We start from the raw sequence: 19,639 nt of genomic DNA, 5'->3' as shown, positions 1-19,639 counted from the left end.
CGAGACGGCCCGCCGGCCGGCTCATGCGCATGAATATTCGAACGCGCCATTTTGGACTCCCACGGCGACCCGCGCCAATTCCTGCTTGGCCAGCGCCTTTTTCAAGAACTCGCGGGATAGAGCCGGCAATAGCGTGTTGGTGACGATATTATCGATCATCCGGCCGCCCGAGTCGGGATCGCGGCATTGCTCGACGATGTGGTCCACCACCGTATCGTCATAGCTGAACGTCGCGCGATATCCATCCGTCACCCGCTTGCCGATGCGATCCAATTGCAGCCGCGTGATGCCGACGAGCATTTGCCGCGACAGCGGGAAGTAAGGCACGGTCACGATGCGGCCGAGAAGCGCCGGCGGAAATACGCGCAGCAGTTCCGGCTGCAGCGCCTGCGCGAGCGCTTCTGCATCATTCGCGACGGTGGGGTCGGCGCCGAGCCGCATCAGCAGATCGGTTCCGACATTGGATGTCAGAATGATCAGAGTGTTCCGAAAATCGATGCGCCTGCCTGCGCCATCCTCCATTTGGCCTTTGTCGAAGACTTGAAAGAAAATCTCGTGCACGTCGGGATGCGCCTTTTCGATCTCGTCGAGCAGAATGACGCTGTAAGGCTTGCGGCGCACCGCTTCGGTGAGGCGGCCGCCTTCGCCGAAGCCGACATAGCCGGGAGGCGCCCCTTTTAGCGTCGCCACACTATGCGGCTCCTGAAATTCCGACATATTGATCGTGATGACATTCTGCTCGCCGCCATAGAGCGCTTCCGCGAGCGCGAGCGCCGTTTCCGTCTTGCCGACGCCCGAGGGGCCGACCAGCATGAAGACGCCGATCGGCTTGTCGGGATTGTCCAATCGCGCCCGGCTCGTCTCAATGCGCTTTGCGATCGACCGCAGCCCGTGCGTCTGTCCGACGACGCGCTCGTTCAAAATCTCGGTCAAATGAAGGACCGTTTCGATCTCATCCGTCACCATGCGTCCGACCGGAACGCCGGTCCAATCCGAAACCACTGAGGCGATGCATTGCTCATCGACATGCGCGTAGATCATGCGCCGCTCCGGGCTCAGCGCTTCCAGCGCCTCGGATTTGGCGTCGAGCCGCTCGCGGATAGCCTGTCGATGCGCGGGCTCGGCGGAGGCCGCCTCCTCCCGCAATCGATGTATATCCTCGATGAGGCCGCGTTCCCGCGTCCAACGCGATTCGAGCTCGGCGAGCTTCTCCTGCGCGGACGATATCTCCACTTCCACGTCATGCAGGCGGCGCTCGTCCAGCTGCTCGAGATCGCTATTGCTCACGATCGCCGCACGCTCGCTCTCCAAGGCCGCGATCATGGCGCGCGCATCTTCTATGGGCGCAGGCGTCGCATTCTGTGAGATCGCCGCGCGCGCGCAGGCCGTGTCGAGAAGGCTGACCGCCTTGTCTGGAAGCTTGCGCGCGGGAATGTAGCGCTGCGACAGCTTCGTCGCCGACCTTATCGCCATCTCGGAAACGCGCACATTGTGGTGCCGTTCCATCGGCTTCACCATGGCGCGCAGCATCTCGACACAGCGCTCGACGGAAGGCTCGTCCACATCGACCGGCTGAAAGCGCCGCGATAGCGCGGGATCTTTTTCGATATGGCGTCGATACTCGGCGAAGGTCGTCGCTGCGAGCATGCGCAAGGCGCCGCGCGCGAGCGCCGGCTTCAGCAGATCGGCGGCGTCGCCGACGCCATTCTGTCCGCCGGCGCCGATCAGCGTATGGGCTTCGTCGATGAACAGGATCACCGGCGTCGGCGAAGACTGCGCCTCGTCGATGACCGACCGAAGCCGCTGCTCGAACTCGCCCTTCATCGAGGCGCCGGCCTGCAAAAGGCCGATGTCCAGCGACAGAAGACGAATGTCCCGCAAGGCCGCAGGCACGGCGCCGGCGACGATTCGCTGTGCAAATCCTTCCGCGATCGCCGTCTTGCCGACGCCCGCCTCGCCGATCAGAATTGGATTATTCTGCCTGCGTCGCATGAGCACATCGATGACCTGACGAATTTCATCGTCGCGCCCCAGCACCGGATCGAGCTCGCCGCTGCGCGCCCTTTCCGTGAGATCCTGAGCGAAGCGATCGAGCGCCGTATGTGCGCCCTTCGCCTCGCGCGCGCCTTTGGCGACAGGCCCGGCGCCGTCCAGCGGCCTCAGATTCTCTTCTTGTGATCCGGCCCAAATCCGATTGGCCTCCTGCGTCAGCGCCTCGTCTGCGATCTTGTCGAACTCGCGCGACAGCGAGCGCAGAGCGCGACGAAGCTCCGGCGTCTTCAGCAGCGCCGTCAGCAGATGGCCGCTCCGAATTTGAGTCTCGCCAAAGAGCAAAGTGGCGAAATGCCAGCCGCGATCCAGCGCGTCCACCACATTGTTGGCGACGCCGGGCATTTGTGTCTCATTGACGCGAAACGAGCCGATGACCTGTTCCAGATCGCGCGACAGCCTGGCCCTGTCGAGCGCGAAGCGATCGACCGTGAGATCGAGATCGCTCCCCTCGCTCTGCAGAAGATGCATCAGCCAATGTGCGAGTTCTACATTGCGATGCCCGGCCAGCTTCGCCTGCCGCAAGGCGCGCATAAAAGCGTCATAGCCGACGCGATTGAGCTTGCCGGTCACGGTCTCCAGGCTGATCTCAGTCATTTCTCCGCCCTCCTCAAATTCATTGCATCCGCTGCTTAGCGGCGCGCGCATATTTCGCCGGATCGAAGCGGGCGTCGCAGCGTCGCTCGCCGCTCGCGCGGTTCGGCGCCATCCAGCTGGTCCAGCCGAGCTCTCCCGTTCGCCCGAGCGAAATCGGAGTCGTCTGCGTCGCTGGAAGAGAGATTTCGACGTCCCATTCCATTTCTTCGCCGATATAAAAGAAAAGAAGGTCGTTCAGTCTGTGGCAATCCTCACCTGTCGGCAGGAAGTCGCGATAGCGCTTCATATCCTCGACGAAAATCCGAATGCGGAATTTGTGATCGAATCCGAAGGATGCCGCGCCCAGCATCAGATCGCCGCCCAAGCCGCAGTTCCTGCGTCCGAGCCTGTTGCGCTCGCCTTCCTCGATCGTGAGCCAGCCGCCGCCGAGCTGCTCGATCTCGACTTCCACCGCGAACAGTCCGCGAATAGCGCCCGCGAGGCGCTCGCCAGACTTCGTGCGTGAACCCAAAAGACCGGCATAGACGGAAATGCCTTTTGGCGTCGCGGCGAGCCCGCGATAGGGCGGCGTGCCGAGCCCGATGGTCGAGGTCACATAATCCTGGAAGCGATCACAGTCTGGACGATCATGCTGCACAATGGCGCGCGAATCCGCCCAGGCCCGGTAGAAGAGCTGCAGGAATCGATTGTTGAAAATATCCAAGAAATGCGGGAAAGACGGGTCCTGCTGCAGAGACCAGCCATGTGCCTCCTCGGTAACGGATAGAGGCAAAGCGCCCTGCGGGCCGAGCATCCCGAGGAATTTGAGCACGACGTGCAGCCGTTCGCTTTCCTCCGCCGAATCCGGCTCACCGTCCGCGCCCTTCGCGTGCTCACGCCATTCGACGCGCGCGACATTGGAGCCCGGAAAGCTCATCCAAGGATCCTGCCCGAAGGACAGCGCGACAGCCTTGCCGTCGATCTCGATCGTCTCGTCCTTGCGAGACGCGCTATCGCCGATCCGGGGCTTGGCCTTTGCTTCGTCGGATGCATGTCCGAGCGAACGCTCGAGCCGACGCATCATGTCGAAGAAATCGACGCGCCAGGGTTCGTCCGCCAAATGTTCGAGATAGGTCACATCAGCCTCCGCGAGCCAATTCGCGCCGGCCAACGCATGATCACGCCGCGCTCGCTGGTGCGCATCACCAGCTGCGTGAAGCTGTTCATCCCCGCATAGGCCGGGAAAAACCGATCCAGCACCGCGCCGAGCAGAAAAGCGCCTGATCCTTGGAACGCCTTGTCGTCGACTGTGACCGTGATCTCGACGCCGAGCGCCGTCCCGACGCCTCTTGCGCGACGTAAGCGGCGCACGATCTGGCGACTCTCCACCGATCTGATTCCGCGCAGCCGCTTCTCGACCGAGCTGTCAGCGGCGTCGGCGAATGTCGCCAGCATCTCTCGAAGCGCCAGCGCATTCTTGCCCCCGCCATGCTCGCTGAGGCCGAGATAGTTGAGGCTGAGCATGTTCAAAAGACGCCAGGCGACGACGCCGGAATGCGCCGATTCTGTGCGGCTCTTGATCTGGGAAACGACCGCATCGTGCGGCGCCGTCGGCCCTGCGGCGCAGACGACGTCGAGAGACATATCGTCCGTCAGCCGAAAATCGGCCTTGCCGGTCCCGACCGGCAGATGTTCGGGAAGATGCCGATTGGAACACAACGCTCGAACGCCGAGCTCGGCGATCTCGCTTTCCGTGGTCAGCGACGCCGGCTCGCTGATCGAGATGAAAACGTCGGAGCCCGTGTAATTGGAAGCGACGCCGCGCCGCCTTTCGTCCTCCGAGTGGCGACGTGGACATCTTCGAATCGTGTAGCTCAGATCGGACGATGACGCCTCGTCGGCCGTCGCTGTGTAGAGCGGACGCACGGGACGCTTTTCTCCGCCGCCCGACATATAGGCGAAGACATCGAGGACGCGATAGGGCTCGAAATCGAGCGGCTTGCTTCGGTCCGGCAGGATCTGATGCTCGTGCTGATTCTTGCGAATACGGATGCGATCGGTCGTCATCTCGAACAGATTGACCGCCGGGGCGCTGAAAAGCGAAAACATTTGCGGACGAACCGCGGCGGGGAGCTGCGAATTGATCTCATCGAAGCCGAAGATCACGCTGATCGAGCTCGCTGGCATTCGCGCCAGCGCGCGCCGCAGACCGCGGAGATCGAAGCCCAGGAACTTCTGTGGAAAGGTGAAATACTCGCGCAGCAGCTCAAAGCCGCGAAAAATTCGATCGTCCGACGGGATCAGCTCCTCGTCGTCGCCAAAGCCTATCTCGCCGATCGCCTCCCGTCCGAGCGAGATCACGATCGGTTCGCCCGTTTCATCGACGGAGCGCAGCCACACTCCGGTGCAATGCGCGAACAGCTGCTCATAGAGGCCGACCGATTCGGCTTCCGCGCCGCATAAATGAATCGGCAGATGTTCCACGGGGCAGGACGAAAAACTATCTTGCGCGGCTCCGTTGCTCTCCCGGTGTTCCGCCGCCGAGCGCATGCTCAGGGTCAGCTTCATTCCGGCGACCGTTTCCGGCCCCGGCTTCACCCCGAGCGCCACCAGTGGCGCCGCTGTCTGGCAATATTCCGCGGCGGCGATTTCGAATGGCCAGAGCTCGACGGGCGCTGTGAGCTTGTATCGGCAAGAGACTTCTCGGTCTCGCTCGACATAGGCCGCGTCCACATTTGTCCCGCGCGCGATCACGCGTCCTTCTTTCAGAGCGGGGTCGCCGAAAGGCGGACGAATCTGAGCCAGGAAAATGGAGGGGGTCGGCGCCAAAAAATTCGGGACGAGCTGTTCCAGGAGATTGTTGATGAACTCGGGAAACTCGTGCTTCAGTTTCAGCTGAACGCGCGCGGCGAGAAACGCCGACCCTTCGAACAGGCCCGAGATCGAGGGGTCCATAGAATCGCGCGCCAGGCCGCCGAGACGCGATGCGACGCCAGGATATTCTTCGGCGAACTCTCGTCCATGTTCGTACAGGAGATCGAGCTCACGATCATAGAGATCGAGGAATTCGCGGTTCATGGCGTCACCTCTGCTGAATTTGAATCTTTCCGGTCGTGACTTCGACGTCGGCTATGAATTCCATAGGAAGGGGAAGCGGCTTGCTCGCCAGCTCGGCACGGACGATGTAACGAATGGTGAGCTCGGCCGGGTCGATGCGTCGGTCCCGCGTCACCTGCAGCGTCGAGGCGATCAGCCTCGGCTCATAGCTGCGCAAGGTCCTCTCGATCTCGGACTCGAGTCCTGAACGCTCCAATTCGTCTATGGTGAGACGCGCAATGCTCGGGAAGCCGTAATTCAAGACCGAGCGTCGAGCCCGTGGAAACCGCTCGAGATCGATCGTCGAATCGACAGCGACGCAATTGAGCAGCGTTTCGACATGCTGGGCAACTTCCTCTTTGAGGGCCGATTCCGCAATTGCAACGCGCTGGCCTTCGCGCGAAATCGTCGCCGAACGCTGCGACGCGCCGGCAGTAAGCTTCGTTCGCGTATCCTTCGCCTTATGCGCTGCACGAAAGCAGTGCAGCAATGAAGACTCGACTCTGTTTCGCAGCGATTCCGCCATTTCCGCCTCCCTCAATCATTGGTCGCAATATCGTCGGCGAAGGAAACGGCGCCGTCTTTCAGTCCCTTGTCGTCTTGCGCCTCATATTCGACCTCGAGACGGCGGTAGCTGATCTCGAATTCCTCCTTCGGCAGAGCGGCGAATTCGTCGGCGGCGTCCTCGCCGCAAATCTTGTAGGACACAAAATACGCGTCCTTGAGAACGAGTGTGTAATAGACGAGCGGCTCGCCGCCGCCCTTTGTCAGGCTGAGAGTCGCCTTCCGTAACTTTGTATTCTGCGCGAGCATCTGCTGTATGGTGACGCTCGATCGATCGACGATCTTGCGGAAGCGCACATTCGAATAGCTGCGGCGCTTATGTCCCGGCTCGCCTTGGAAATGATTGGCGGTGGTCCCATATTCGAATCCGAGAATCTCGACGAGATCGTCCTTTCCACCGCGCCGCGCTTCGCCACGCACGCTGTCGATCTGCAATGTGTAATTGGTCGAACCCATAGAAATGCTCCTCGGCGATTCTCGCATTTCGTCGTCGCCGCTGCGCGACGATGGTCGCGCAGCGGCTCGTCGCAGCGTCCTCGCTCAGCTCGCCTTGCCCTGCAGCGCCTTGAGGTCCCAGGCGAACTGGCCGCCCTTGACTTTCTTTCCGTCTGCGTCCTGCTCGTTATACGAGAGGTCGAACTTCGCGAAGGAGAGGCCGATCGCCTCCATTCCTTCGCCGGTAGTGAGGCCCGAGGGAACGACGCTGGTAATGAAGCACTGCTCCATCACGATCGTGATATATTCTAGCGGTTCCTTGTCGCCGGAGGATTTGAAGAGCTTCACCTGCACCTTCGGAATGTGCTTGCCGACGGCGCAGAAATGCATGAGGCCCGGCGAGGATTTGTCGTAGCGCTTCACGAAGGAGATGGCGCCGAAGTCCGCCTTGCCGACGCCAGAGCCGCCGCCATAGCTGGAGCTCGAATGATTGTGAATGTTGAAGTTGACATCGAGGATATCGATCCACTCCGCCTTCGGGCTCAGCTCGGCGTATTCGGCTTTCGACTCGCCCTTGATGCCGGCGATGTGGAGAAAAGCATTAGAAGACATATCGAGTTCCTTTCAGTATTGCGTTGTTGGATCTCGTCGATCTCGACGATGGTTCTACAATGAAGAAGAAACGCTTCGGCGGATGTGGCGGAAGCCACATTGCGTGCTCGAGTCTCACTTGCCTGTCGGCAGGCGTGAAACGAGCCGCAGGCCTATGTCCATTCCTTCGAGCTGATAATGCGGACGCAGCTCGAATGTTGCGGAGTAATAGCCGGGGTTCTCCTCATTCGGCACGATCGAGATCGACGCGCCAGCGAGAGGACGCCGCGCCTTCACATCTTCGGTCGAATTGGTCGGATCGCCGTCCACATAGTCCTGGATCCAATTGTGCAGCCAGCGCTCGAGCTGCTCCTTCTCGCGATGGGAGCCGATCTTGTCGCGCACCATGCACTTCAGATAATGAGCGAAGCGGCTGACCGCGAACATATAGGGAAGGCGAGAGGCGAGGTTGCTGGACGCGGTGGCTTCCGGATCATTCTGATAGGCCTTCGGCTTGAACAAAGACTGTGCGCCGATGAAGGCCGCGCGATCGGTGTTCTTGCGATGGATCAACGGAATGAGGCCGGATTTCGCGAGCTCCGCCTCACGGCGATCGCTGATCGCGATTTCGGTCGGGCATTTCAGATCGACGCCGCCGTCGTCGGTGGGGAATGTATGGGTGGGGAGATTTTCGACTTCGCCACCCGATTCGACGCCGCGAATGCGCGTGCACCAGCCATATTCCTTGAAGGCGCGATTGATGTTCGACGCCATCGCATAGGCGGCGTTCATCCAAGCGTAGTTTTCACCCGCATGTCCGTCCGTATCCTCCTCGAAAGCGAATTGCGGCACAGGCTCGGACTTCGCGCCATAGGGCTCTCGCGCGAGCACGCGCGGCAGGCAGAGGCCGATGTATTTTGCGTCGTCCGAATCGCGCAAGCCCTTCCATGCCGCATATTCCGGCGTGTCGAAGACCTTGGAGAGATCGCGGGGGTTGGACAGCTCGGTCCAGCTGTCCATGCCCATCAGCGTCGGATCGGCGGCGGCGATGAAAGGCGCATGCGCGGAAGCAGCGATCTTCGAGAGATCACGGAGCAGCTGCACATCGGTCGCGCGCTGCGAGAAATAATAGTCGCCGATGAGGCAGCCGTAGGGTCGGCCGCCCAGCTGCCCATATTCCTCCTCATAGACTTTCTTGAAGAGCGGGCTCTGGTCCCATGCCGCGGCCGGATATTGGCGGAGATGGCGATAGAGCTCTTCTTTCGACGCATTGATCACGCGAATTTTGAGCGTTGCGTCGGTTTCGGAATTATAGACGAGGTGATGCAGGCCCCGCCAGGCCGATTCGAGCTTCTGAAAATCGGCGTCATGCAAGATCACATTGATTTGCGAAGTGAGCTTCTCGTCGATCGCGGCGATGATCGCCTCGATCGTCTCGACGACATCGTCCTTGATGACGGCCGTGTCGGCGAGCGCTTCCTTGATCAGCGTCGAGACGGCGTTCTGCACTTCGGTCTCGGCGCGCTCGGTGCGCGGCTTGAAGCTCTGCTTGAGCACCTCGGAAAATTCGTCGGCGATGACGATTTGGGAGGGTTCGGAGGGGTGAAGAATTTCCTGTTCCTGGGACATATGATCCTCGTTTCGTGTCGAAGGCGGGTTGCGGAAAGCTGGTTGGCGGAATGGTTCAGGCGCGGCTGTCGCGCAGATCGGCCATCAGCTTGTGATCTTTGAGGAGCTTGCGCAGCTGCTCCTCGGCGGCGGCCTTTCCGTCCATGTAGCGAAGCAGATTGGCCAACTGCGTGCGCACCTCGAGCAGCTTCTCCAGCGCCGGCGTCTGCGCGGCGATCGACGCCGGATTGAAATCGGCCATTGTCTCGAAGCGAAGATTGACGGCGAGCTTCTCGCCCGGCTCTTCGGCGAGCTTATTCTCCACGCGCAAAGCCAGGCCGGGCGCGACAGCGCCCATGCGCTGGTCGAAATTGTCCATGTCGAATTCGAGGAATTTGCGCTGCGTCATCTCCTCTTTCGGCGTGCTCGGCGCATTGCCGGAGAGATCGGCCATCACGCCCATCACGAAGGGGAGCTCGATTTTCTCTTCGGAATTGGTCGGATTGGCGTAGGTGATCTGGACGCGCGGCGGGCGGTTGCGGCTGATGAACTTCTGTCCGCTATTGCTTTGTCGGGTCATTTGTCTGTCCTCGCTTCGGTGCGATGGTCGTGGGTGCGAGCATCGGCCCGGGGATATCTCCGGGGCTTTCAGGACGTCGTGTTTCCGTCGTCGTGGCCGCGTCGTTGACTGTCGTGCGGGTCGGCGATTTGTCCTGGAGCGCAAATTGCTCGAAGTGATCGATTGTGGCGGTGACTAAAGTCACAAGGCGAGCGCCGGCGTTTCGCGTGATCGGCTCGAGCGTCATTCGGCGTTGCGATCGCTCAGCGCGCGCTCTTTCAGGAGCTCGCCGAGAAGGCTCAGGAAGTCTTTTTCGGCGAGCTTTTTTGCGCTGGCGATCAGCCAGGGGATCGGGCTCGACGGTTCCGCGATCTGGAAATAGCGCGATGTCTCGTCGAGCAGCTGCATCGCTTCGGCGCGCGTCGCGACGCGAAATATCGGTTCGGGCGGGATAGGAAACGCAGCCGCGAGTGGAAGATGGTCGACATAGGGTTCGTCGGTCGGCGCTTCATTCCATTCGTCATAATGAGGATCGCTTTGCTCTTCGGCGTCTTCGTGCGTCGGGGCGTGCGGCTCTGTTTCGATCTCGGCGCCCGAGTCTTCGCAATAGCCTTCTGCCGGCGGCGTGACCTGGGTCAAAAGATCGAGCGGCAGGGCGAAGAACTTTTGGTCGCCGATTTCATATTCGGCGTCGGAGGCATGCCGTGGCACGAGAGACTCGAGCACTTCGGCGAGCGACTTGCCTTGAATGTCGCGCGCCTTGGCCACCAGTGGCAGCACCGGACTGGAAGGCTCGTGTCGTCGGAAATAGTCCATCGTAGCGTCGAGAGCGCGGCGCGCATGGGCGGGGGCGTCGATGCGACTGTCGGCGTAATGTCGAGGTTCGGGCTTCCCGTTCGCGGCAGCGTCACCTTTCGGCTCGTCGCCGGCGGCTTCGGTGAGCAAGGCGCGCATTCCGGCCACGGTCGCGCGGATTTTGTCGAGGCGCGGCGTTTTGTCGAAACCGCACATTCGGCCGAAGCAGCTGTGGATGGTCTCGAGCGCCTCGGCCAGTCGGTCGATGAGGACCCGCTTCGTAACGAGTCGCTCTCTTTCGCAATCCCGAAAAGCCTGCGAAATGGACAGTGAGGAGAGAATGGGCTCGCCTTCCCTGGGCTTGGCTTCGCCGACCGCGCACATTTGGGCGCGATAATGGATAACGCCGAAGCGGCGATCCTCGCAGAGCGGCATGTATTGGAGCGGGAAGATGACGGTCGACTCGTTCAGCGGCCCGAGGGCTGCGGCGCGAAGCGCGAAGGAGCCGTTTTCGGCGCCGGGATGGGCCTCTTCCCAATTGGCGGTGAGCAATTCGGCGATGGCGTGGACGGCGCCGACGAATTGCTCATAGTCGCGACGCAGAATGGCGAAGCGCGCGACGAGACAGAACAGGCGTATGTCGCGCGTTCGTCGCATGAGAGCGCCGATCTGATCGAAATGTGCGAGCATTGCCGGTTGCGAGGCGTCGAAAGCTTCGCCGTCGCGAAAATATTCGGTCGGCAGCAATCCCTCGGCAACGGCGACGAAATTCAAGTAGTCGTCGTCTCCTTGCAGATCGAGGTCGGGACCACAGGGGTCGCGATCGGACAGTGGCGCGATCGCCGTAGTGAAGTCGATTTTGGTCATGATTTGCCTCACTCTATGGTTTGCGTTGGCTCCCGCCTCCTTTTCGTGCGCCGACGGCATGCGCGATGTGGCCTATGCCACAGCCCGCGATCCGTAGAGGCGAGTAGCTTGCGTCGAGGAAGCACGCTGGCGGTGACGCTGGCGGCAGGGAGTGAACCGCAATGGACAGTCGTCTCGATCAGCAGAAGCGGCTCGCCGCGTTCAAATCGCCTTTCGCGGACGAGCGTTTGGTCGTCGAGAGCTTCGAAGGGACGGAGGGGTTGAGCGAGCTTTTCGAGTTTCGCGTGCTGGCGCTTTCTCGCGAGGCGACGATCGATTTCGACCAGGCGCTCGGACGTTCGTGCAGCGTCGGCTTGCGTGGAAGCCATGGCGAAACGCGCCATTTCAGCGGAATTGCGGTGGAGGCCGAGGCGATCGGGCGGCGCGGCGATCTGTTCGCCTATCGCTTCGTGTTGCGGCCGTCGCTCTGGCTGCTAACACGTACGAGCAATTGCGCGATCTGGCATCGAAAGACCGCGATCGAGATCATCGAGGAGGTGCTACGCAAGCGTGAGATCGATTTTCGCAAGGCGCTGTCGGGCGACTTTCCGTGTCTCGATTATTGCGTGCAATATAGGGAGAGCGATTTTGCTTTCGTGTCGCGGCTCATGGAGCAGCATGGCGTCTATTATTTCTTCGAGCATAGTGAGGACGGCGCAAGGCTCGTGCTCGCCGATTCGGCGTCTTCTCATGGCGCGCTGCCGAACACGCCGACGATCGAATATGCGGGAAAGGAGTTCGGCTCCATTCATGCGCAGGCGCGACGTCTCTTTGGATGGTCCTCCAATCGCAAGCTGCAGACCGGCAAGGTAACGCTGCGTGATTACAATTTTACCGCGCCCAACGCCGACATGTCCGGTGAGGCGAGCGCCACAGAGCGTTATGACAAGTCGGCGCTCGAATATTACGACTATCCTGGCAAATATGAGCAGCGCGATATCGGCAAGCATTATGCGCGAATAAGGTTGGAGGCCGCGCAGGCGGGTGATTATCGTCGCTTCGTGGATGGCGACGCGGCGGACTTTTTCCCCGGCGGCCTCGTGAGCGTGACACGCCATCCGACCGATGAAGAAAACAAGCAATATTTGATCGCGCGCTGCACGCATCGTTTTGCGATGGAAGCCTATCGGTCGGGCGCGGGCGCGGACGCGCGGCCTTATCAGGGCGCCTACGAGCTGCATCCGAGCGATCGGCCTTTTCGTGCGCCCTTGGCGACGCCGAAGCCGATGATTCATGGTCCGCAAACCGCCAAGGTGGTGGCGCGCAAGGGCAAGGATAGCGAGGAGATCGACGTCGATGACGACGGCTACGGCCGCGTGATGGTGCGCTTCTATTGGGATCGCGACGATCTGCGTTCCTGCTGGGTGCGGGTCGCGCAAATGTGGGCGGGCGCAAAGTGGGGCGGGCAGTTTATACCGCGCGTCGGAATGGAGGTTGTCGTCGAATTTCTCGAGGGCGATCCTGATCGGCCATTGATCGTCGGAGCCGTCTACAACAAGGATAATGGGCTCCCATACTGCCTGCCCGCGAATAAGACGCAGTCGGGCGTGAAGTCGAACAGTTCGACCGGCGGGAATGGTTACAATGAGCTGATGTTCGAAGACGCGAAGTTGCAGGAGAAGATACGGCTTCATGCCGAACGCGATCTCGAATCGACGATCGAGCATGCTGAGACACGCGAGATCGGCGAGCGTTTCGAGACGCCGGTCGGACAATCGTCACGCAAGACGACGATCAAGATGGGCGATGACGAGCTCAATGTCATGAGCGGCGACCGCAAGGTCACGATCGCGAGCGAGGACAAGCTCACAGTCGGCATGAGCCGCGAGGCGACGATCGCCATGAGCGACAAAACGACAGTGGGCGCCAATCAGAATGTGACGGTCGGCGGCGAGCAGACGACGCAGGCGGGGGGCGCGATCACGATCCAGGCGGGCGGCGAGGTGACGATCATGGCGGGGGCGACAATCACGCTCGTCGCGGGCGTGTCGATCGTGCTTCAAGCCGGCGGCGCGACCTTCACCGTCGGGCCGGGCGTGATCAACGCCGTCGGTCCCATGATGGTCCCTGGGCCTTTGAAGGCGGTCGGCGTCGTGGCTCCGGTTCCTTGATGGAGGCGCGTGATGATCCGCGAGAGATTTTCGACCGCAGATGATCTGTTCGCGGCTTTCCCTGCCGCGGCGCGTGAGATCGGTGTCGCGCCGACGAGGGAGACGCCGCTCGAATTCGTGGCGAAGCTGCGAGCCTCTCGACGAATTGCGGAAGCCGTCGGCTTTTGCGCCTATTGGCTCGAGCGTCGTAGAGCGGTCTGGTGGGCCTGTCAGAATTTGCGCGCCTTGCAGCCGACGGCGGCCGATCTCGATCGTCACGCGCTCGATGCGGCGGAGGCCTGGGTTCGCCAGCCGGAGGAGCGGTTGCGCGCGCAGGCGTTCGAGGTCGCGCGCTGCGCCGCGCGGCCGACGCCTGCGACGAGCGTCGCTTACGCGGCCGCCTATTGCGGTCCGAGCGTCTGGCTGCGCTCGAGCGGCCAGGCGGAAGCGGTCGCATTCGTCGTCGATCCGGGACTGGCGCCCGGCTGCGTGCGCGGCGCCTTGATGCTCGCGGCCGGCCGGCTCACGCCGTCGGCGCGGGAGGACGCTTTTCGTCTTTGGCTGGACGAGGCTCTGCGCCTCGCGCAGATCGCGTGATGGGAATGCGCGCGACGGAAGGAACGAAAGTTCTTTGCGCCGTTCACAGCGCTGTGGGTTTTCTCACCGAGGGTGCGCTTCTGCGCGGGTAGAACGGTCGTCGAGAAAGAACAGCGGGTCTTTCCGGCGTGCTCACATGCGATATCTCACAATGCGACGAGATGGAGCGACCCGCGCATCCGAGGGGACGAGAACAATGTCGTGGCGCAGCAAAGTCGTGTGGCGGGAAGGTTTGTTCTTGCGGCCGCACCATCTCCAGCAAAATGATCGCTATCTCGAGCGCATCATCGAGAGCCGCACCCGGCATGCCAGTCCCTACCCCTGGGGGTTCGCGCAGCTCGAGATCGATTCCGATCTCGCGCAGCAGAGCAAGATCGCGCTGCGCAAGGCGGCGGGCGTAATGCCGGACGGCACGCCTTTCGATATTCCGGGCGAAGGTCCGGCGCCGGCCTCCATCGAGGCGCCGGCGAAGGCGGCGGGCCTCACCGTCTGGCTGACATTGCCCAACGCCTCGCCCAATTCGCGCGAGGTCGATTATCGCGCGAAAGATGTGGCGAGCCGTTTCACCGAAGGCGTGGAGACGATCATCGACTCGGTCGCGGAGATGCGCGACGAAGAGGAGATCGACGTCGCGCATCTGCGTCTCGAGCTCGAGATCGGCCGTCGGCCGAAGCCGGGATATGATTGCCTCGCCATCGCGCGCATTTTGGAGATACGCGACAAGGTCATCATCTTCGATCCGAATTTCGCGCCGCCGCTGCTCGTCTGCGCGGCGCATAGCGTCGTGACCGGATGGATCGACCGTGTGATCGGCTGGGTCGATAACAAGCTCGAGGAGCTGGCGCGCTATGCCGCCGATCCGTCCTCTGGCGGCGGAATGCAGAGCGCGGACTATCTGCTGCTGCAGACGCTCAATCGCGCCGCGCCCTTGCTGCGCCATCTGCGCCAGTCGGGCTATACGCATCCGGAGCGGCTCTACACATCGCTCGCCTCGCTCGCCGGCGAGCTCGCGACATTCGGCTCGCAGCAGCGTCGCAGCCGCATTTATCCGGCTTATGATCACGACGATCTGGAGAATGTCTTCGAGCCGATCCTGCGTGATCTGCAAGAGTTTCTCAGCGCCCGGACGAGCCGGCGCGCGCGTCGGATGGAGCTGGTTCAGCGGGCGCCCAATGTCTATATCTCGCCCATCCGCGACCGTGCGCTGCTCGGCAATGCGACGCTGGTGCTGGAAGTGGCGAGCGATCGGCCGCCGTCGGAGATTCAGCAGCTCTTGCCGCAGCTGCTGAAGGTCGGGCCGAATAATCGCATGAACGATATCGTCTACGCCAATCTGCCGGGAATCCCGCTCGTGCATATGCCGACGCCGCCCGGCCAAATTCGCACGATCTCGCATCATGTCTATTTCTATCTCGATCGTCATTCGCCGCTGTGGCGGGAGTTCTCCGTCGCCGCCTCGATCGGGCTGCATTTTTCCGGCGACTGGCCGGAGCTCGAGCTCGAGCTCTGGGCGATCGCGGAGGAGGCGCTCTAAATTCCAGGGTGCGAATGCGGTTGGATCGAACGATTCCGTTCGATCATTTCAATTTCGAGGGGTCCCCCATTCACACCGGGTTTCTCATCGTTGGCCGGAGATTGGACGCGGATCGATGTTGGCGCCGGCGTCTCCGCAGCGCCGTCGGAGCGTGCGCTCGGCGATCGCGTCAGGCAATGGCCTGACTTCGTGGAAGTCCGGTCCCGCCCATTTGGGCGCAATCGTCATCGCTCCGGTCTCTGCCGGATATCCGCGAATGTCAGCATTGGAAATTTTGTAAAAACGGGAAAGTCGCGGGCGACGGATGCGGACCTTTTCCGTGAGCGCGACTATAGATCGGGCGTCCGAGAAAATCCAAGTCGCCGCGCCTCGGCGGGCGAGGCTCGAGGCGGACGCCCAGGACTGACGCATGAGAACAAGCCGCGGAATTGTCACGGACGTCCAACGCTGCCGGCGAGCGAGTCCAGAAGCAGGGACTTGGCTGCTCTCGTCGCCATGGGACAGGCGAAAGCTGCACAATGCCGGCGTCCCCGCGACAAAAATTCTCGACACAGCGGTTTTTCTTGGGCCAACCGGCCTAGCGGCCCCGATTTTCGAGCCGGATCGATGCCGATCGACCCCTTCTTCCGTGAAAGAAATTTGACAAAAGCCCCGTCTTCGCCCGATAGGCAGAGGCTGCGGCCTCAGACAGTAGCCGAGCGTGCTACCCGGGTATTCCATTGAACCAACAACATGCAAGTTCGGCCACCCTCGATGCTCCAGACGGCGCCCCGGACGCAAAAGGCCTGGCCCAGCGTATCGCTGCGTTGAGGAGCTGGGCGCATGAGCAGGGCTATTACAGCGTGCCCTTTTGGGAACAGGCGCTTCGCTGCCTGGAGCTTGTGGCGGCCCCCGCCCTCGCTTTCACGCTGCTCGCACAGGGCGGCGTCGCTGCGGCGGTCGGACTGCTCGTTCTCGGCCTGCATTATCCGCGGACGGCCTATCTCGGTCATGACGTCGCGCATAGCCAGTGGGGTCCCCGCGGCGAGACGAAGGCGCGTCTGAAGCTGCGGCTGATCGCGCTCGCCCAGGGATTCGGCTCCACCTGGTGGGTCGAGAAGCACGAGCTTCACCACGCTTTCCCGAACGCTTGCCGCGTCGAGGAGGATGGCAGCCTCACGCCGATCGACGGCGATATCGACTCCCCCCCTTGGCTGGTCTGGGACAAGTCGCTCGCGGAATACAACGCCAAGTCGCGGCGCGCCGGGCTGGGGCGCGCGCTGTCCTTCTTTCTGCCCCGCTTTCAGGTTCCGCTGTTCTTCCCGATCCTCTCGGTCGCGCGCTTCAACTGGAGCTGGCAGAGCATAGAGGTCGCGGCCAAGAACAAGCAATGGTGGGAAGCGTCGCTCTGCGTCGCCCATTGGGTGTCGGGCTTCGCGCTCGCGGGAATGCTGACGCCGGGGCCGGCCTGGACCGGCTGGCTCTGGTTCCTCGGCGCCCAGCTCGTCGGCGGCTTCATCCTCGCCTTCGTCTTCGTGCTCAACCACACGGGCATGGAAGTCTATGACGCCAAGGAGTCGAAGGGATTCTACGACCGGCAGGCGCGCGCGACGCGCAACACGCCGAGCTCGCCCTTTCTCGATTGGCTGACCGGCGGCCTCAACAGCCAGATCGAGCATCATATGTTCCCGAGCCTGTCGCGTCGCCGCCTGGCGAAAATGCGCGAGGCGACGAGAGCAGCGATGGAAGAATGTGGCTACGCCTATGTCACGCTGAGCAATCGCGAGGCGATGCGCGCGGTTCTGTCCACGCTCGGCGAGGCGGCTTGGGCCTGACGCGCTAGGCGTTTTCGGAAGAAAAACAGGGCGTTGTCCGATCCAGACGGATCGGGCGGCGCCCTTTTCGTTTTTTGCGGGCGACGAGGCGCCATTCCGAGGCAGTGAGCGGCAGGCCGCTGATCCAAAAGCGGCGTCTCGGCGTTTGGCGCGCAAAATGCGTGGCGCGCGGCGTGGACCCCGGTTTTGTCGGGTCCAACGTCGAAAACCACAAGGAGCCGACCTTGCCCGTACTGCAAGAAACCCGCACCGTCGTGACGCTGGCGCCCGCCAAGCCCACAGGATTGGCCGATCTTGGCGTCCCGCTGGACGACGCCAGTCAGGTCAAGAAGGGGCGCGCGCATGAATTTCAGCAACTTCTGACGGATGGCGCGATCGGTCGCCGTTTCCAGGATCTCCGCGTCATCGGGATCAAAACCTCGGAGGGCGGCGTTACGTCCGCCAAATTCGTGGTCCAGTTCGAAATATTCGGCGACAATACTGTCGGGCCGACCAATGGCGTCGGAGTGGAGGTCGTTCTCTTCGCCGGGACCGAGCCTCTGGCCAGCCTATCGTTCGGCAATCTGTTCCTGCCCTACGCCAATTTCTGGTATCCGAACCGCTTCCTGCTCGAGGCGGCGGCGGCGGATTTCGATCGTGCCGACCGCCTGGAATTCATCGTGAAGCCGGAGGAGGTTCGCGCCGTCTAGGCGAGGAGCCGAGCCCGAGCCCTCGTGGCATGGGCATTGCTCGAAAAAGCAGCCATCGCCGCGTTTCTCTGCGGAGACGACGACGGTGGCTCTCCACGCCTATCCCGGAGCCGGGAAGCGCGACCGTCCTGGCTTCAGCCGAATAGCCTCACCCGAGCAGAGACGTATGAGCTATCCCCTCGTCAAGCGCGTGTCGAACCGGCTGTTCGGCGACATGCTGCGGATGATGTTGAGCGAGCGGGTATATTTCGACCTGACCCTCGAGGAAGGCCGAACATTGTCGCGCAATTTTACCGCTCTGGCCTATGACTGGCGCCGGGCCGACATCGTCTATCTGAGCCCGGTCGGCGGCGACGTCGAATTCTCGGCGACTGTCGGGCAGGATGGCGTTCTCGTGGAAACGGCGGAGGGACGCCACCTTTTGACCTGGGACGATGTGTCCGAGCTCGCCGAGCGGCTGGCGGTGGAGTGAGGCCGCGCGCATTGTCCCGTAAGGCGGCGAGACGCGGCTATCGGCTCGCGCCGAGGGGCGCGATAAGTCCTCTCGCCTTTCGAGCAGCCGGCGCTTCGGCAGCCGAGCCGCGTCGCGCCGATCGGGCGAGCATTTGGCGCGGTTGCCTAGACCTTCGCGTCGAGAGCATCCTCCACCATCTTCGACGCCTGCGCCAGATCGCCGTAACGCAGCTCATAGGCTGGAGTGGACAGGATGAAGCGGCAAATCTCGGCGATCTTCGCTTCGGTGACGGGAGCCTCGATATCCATCGCCGATTCGAGCAATCGCGTGATCGTCTGCAGAGGCGTGAGCTTCGCGAGCGTCGCGGGCTCTTCGGGCGTGTAAGACGGAAAGAGAATGATCGCCGGCGCGCAGGAAGAGCGCTCTCTCGCGCGCGGCGCCACATAGCGCACGTCGCGCCCTTGGCGGCATAGGGTCGGACGGTCGGACCGCTCGGGAAAGAGCCCTTCCAATATGTTCCAGGATTCGGATTTCAGCGAGAGGAGCGTCGGCAAAGGCCGTAGAGACCAGTCATGCGCCGACAGGGCGACGAGGTCGTCGCCGAGATAGGAAAATCCGTGGCCGCAAAGATAGCCGACGAGCGTCGAATTGCCGGCGCCGCTCGCGCCCGGAAGAAGGACGGCGCGCGCGTTGCGGCTCACCGCCGCCGCGTGAAAATAAGCGAGAAGCTCCACATCGGGATGCTCCCATCCGAGGAAGAGCTCGTTAAGTCGCGCGATCAGCTCCGGCAATGTGTCGCCGATCCATCTGCTCTCGCCCTCCAGCGTCAGCCGATAGCCGTCGCCGGCGGTCGATAATCGCAGCTGCGCGGCCTTTGCGCTCGGCGGCGCGATCTCATGCGCGAAGCGCGCGAAATAATCTCGGGTCAGCTCCGGCACGCTCGACACGATGTGGACGGCCTGTTCGCCGAAGCGCCATTCGCCGCAGTCGATTTCGTCGCCTTCGATGGAAGGAGAAGCCGATGCGTCGCATGCAACATCGCTCGCGGCGTCATCCAGCGGCAGGTCGAAATGCTCTGTGAAAGCGCCTGCGATCTCCTCACGCGTCACGCCTGCCCGCAGCAGGTCCAGCACGAGCTTCGCAGTCGCGTTGATGATGACGAGGCGATCCGTGGCGGGCGGGTGGAGACCCCAGCCGTCGCCCAATGGAAGCGAGAGGTTTGTTTCGATTTCCACTTTCATCGCTTCGCGATTCGAGATTCGACGCCAGTCGTGGCCAGACT

16 protein-coding genes are annotated in these 19,639 nt (G+C 62.1%); 6 read left to right on the top strand and 10 right to left on the bottom strand.

Annotated features, from left to right (window positions below):
- Positions 1–21: 21 nt before the first annotated feature.
- The 9 genes from tssH to METLW3_RS0123545 all read right to left on the bottom strand — a co-directional run bounded on the left by tssH (position 22) and on the right by METLW3_RS0123545 (position 11,140).
- Complete coding sequence (gene tssH / locus METLW3_RS0123585; protein ID WP_024882185.1) at positions 22–2,646, bottom strand: type VI secretion system ATPase TssH; 2,625 nt, start codon at positions 2,644–2,646, stop codon at positions 22–24.
- Positions 2,647–2,665: 19 nt separating this feature from the next.
- Positions 2,666–3,763, bottom strand: coding sequence for a type VI secretion system baseplate subunit TssG (gene tssG, locus METLW3_RS0123580; protein WP_134188161.1), 1,098 nt, complete (start codon positions 3,761–3,763; stop codon positions 2,666–2,668).
- Complete coding sequence (tssF, locus tag METLW3_RS0123575) at positions 3,760–5,703, bottom strand: type VI secretion system baseplate subunit TssF (RefSeq protein ID WP_024882183.1); 1,944 nt, start codon at positions 5,701–5,703, stop codon at positions 3,760–3,762. Before tssF ends, tssG begins: the two co-directional genes overlap by 4 nt.
- A gap of 4 nt (positions 5,704–5,707) precedes the next feature.
- Complete coding sequence (locus METLW3_RS0123570) at positions 5,708–6,247, bottom strand: GPW/gp25 family protein (RefSeq protein ID WP_024882182.1); 540 nt, start codon at positions 6,245–6,247, stop codon at positions 5,708–5,710.
- A gap of 11 nt (positions 6,248–6,258) precedes the next feature.
- Positions 6,259–6,741, bottom strand: coding sequence for a type VI secretion system tube protein Hcp (locus METLW3_RS0123565; protein ID WP_024882181.1), 483 nt, complete (start codon positions 6,739–6,741; stop codon positions 6,259–6,261).
- A gap of 84 nt (positions 6,742–6,825) precedes the next feature.
- On the bottom strand, positions 6,826–7,332 hold the full coding sequence (locus METLW3_RS0123560; protein ID WP_024882180.1) for a type VI secretion system tube protein Hcp: 507 nt from the start codon (positions 7,330–7,332) through the stop codon (positions 6,826–6,828).
- Positions 7,333–7,446: 114 nt separating this feature from the next.
- Positions 7,447–8,940, bottom strand: a complete 1,494-nt coding sequence (gene tssC / locus METLW3_RS0123555) for a type VI secretion system contractile sheath large subunit (protein WP_024882179.1) — start codon at positions 8,938–8,940, stop codon at positions 7,447–7,449.
- Positions 8,941–8,995: 55 nt separating this feature from the next.
- Positions 8,996–9,499: a type VI secretion system contractile sheath small subunit gene (gene tssB, locus METLW3_RS0123550; protein ID WP_024882178.1), complete on the bottom strand. Its 504-nt coding sequence runs from the start codon at positions 9,497–9,499 to the stop codon at positions 8,996–8,998.
- Positions 9,500–9,721: 222 nt separating this feature from the next.
- Entirely contained in the window at positions 9,722–11,140 is a 1,419-nt protein-coding gene (locus METLW3_RS0123545; RefSeq protein WP_064033510.1) for a type VI secretion system ImpA family N-terminal domain-containing protein, read from the bottom strand.
- Positions 11,141–11,301: 161 nt separating this feature from the next.
- Between METLW3_RS0123545 and tssI the strand changes: the two genes are divergently transcribed.
- From tssI to METLW3_RS0123510, 6 genes are all read left to right on the top strand, one after another.
- Positions 11,302–13,290, top strand: a complete 1,989-nt coding sequence (gene tssI / locus METLW3_RS0123540; RefSeq protein WP_024882176.1) for a type VI secretion system tip protein TssI/VgrG — start codon at positions 11,302–11,304, stop codon at positions 13,288–13,290.
- A gap of 12 nt (positions 13,291–13,302) precedes the next feature.
- Complete coding sequence (locus tag METLW3_RS26505; RefSeq protein WP_024882175.1) at positions 13,303–13,866, top strand: hypothetical protein; 564 nt, start codon at positions 13,303–13,305, stop codon at positions 13,864–13,866.
- 196 nt (positions 13,867–14,062) lie between these two features.
- On the top strand, positions 14,063–15,400 hold the full coding sequence (gene tssK, locus METLW3_RS0123530; protein ID WP_024882174.1) for a type VI secretion system baseplate subunit TssK: 1,338 nt from the start codon (positions 14,063–14,065) through the stop codon (positions 15,398–15,400).
- A gap of 881 nt (positions 15,401–16,281) precedes the next feature.
- Positions 16,282–17,214, top strand: a complete 933-nt coding sequence (locus METLW3_RS0123520) for an acyl-CoA desaturase (protein WP_245267496.1) — start codon at positions 16,282–16,284, stop codon at positions 17,212–17,214.
- Positions 17,215–17,375: 161 nt separating this feature from the next.
- Complete coding sequence (locus METLW3_RS0123515) at positions 17,376–17,903, top strand: hypothetical protein (RefSeq protein WP_245267495.1); 528 nt, start codon at positions 17,376–17,378, stop codon at positions 17,901–17,903.
- Positions 17,904–18,069: 166 nt separating this feature from the next.
- Positions 18,070–18,375, top strand: coding sequence for a hypothetical protein (locus tag METLW3_RS0123510; RefSeq protein ID WP_024882170.1), 306 nt, complete (start codon positions 18,070–18,072; stop codon positions 18,373–18,375).
- Positions 18,376–18,521: 146 nt separating this feature from the next.
- On the opposite strand, the gene METLW3_RS0123505 is transcribed toward METLW3_RS0123510, so the two are convergent.
- Positions 18,522–19,598 (bottom strand): hypothetical protein, encoded by a 1,077-nt coding sequence (locus METLW3_RS0123505; protein WP_024882169.1) that lies wholly within the window; start codon positions 19,596–19,598, stop codon positions 18,522–18,524.
- Between the last annotated feature and the right edge of the window lie 41 nt (positions 19,599–19,639).

The organism is Methylosinus sp. LW3 (assembly GCF_000527115.1).
GTDB lineage: Bacteria > Pseudomonadota > Alphaproteobacteria > Rhizobiales > Beijerinckiaceae > Methylosinus.
This window is presented reverse-complemented; position numbering and strand designations above follow the sequence as displayed.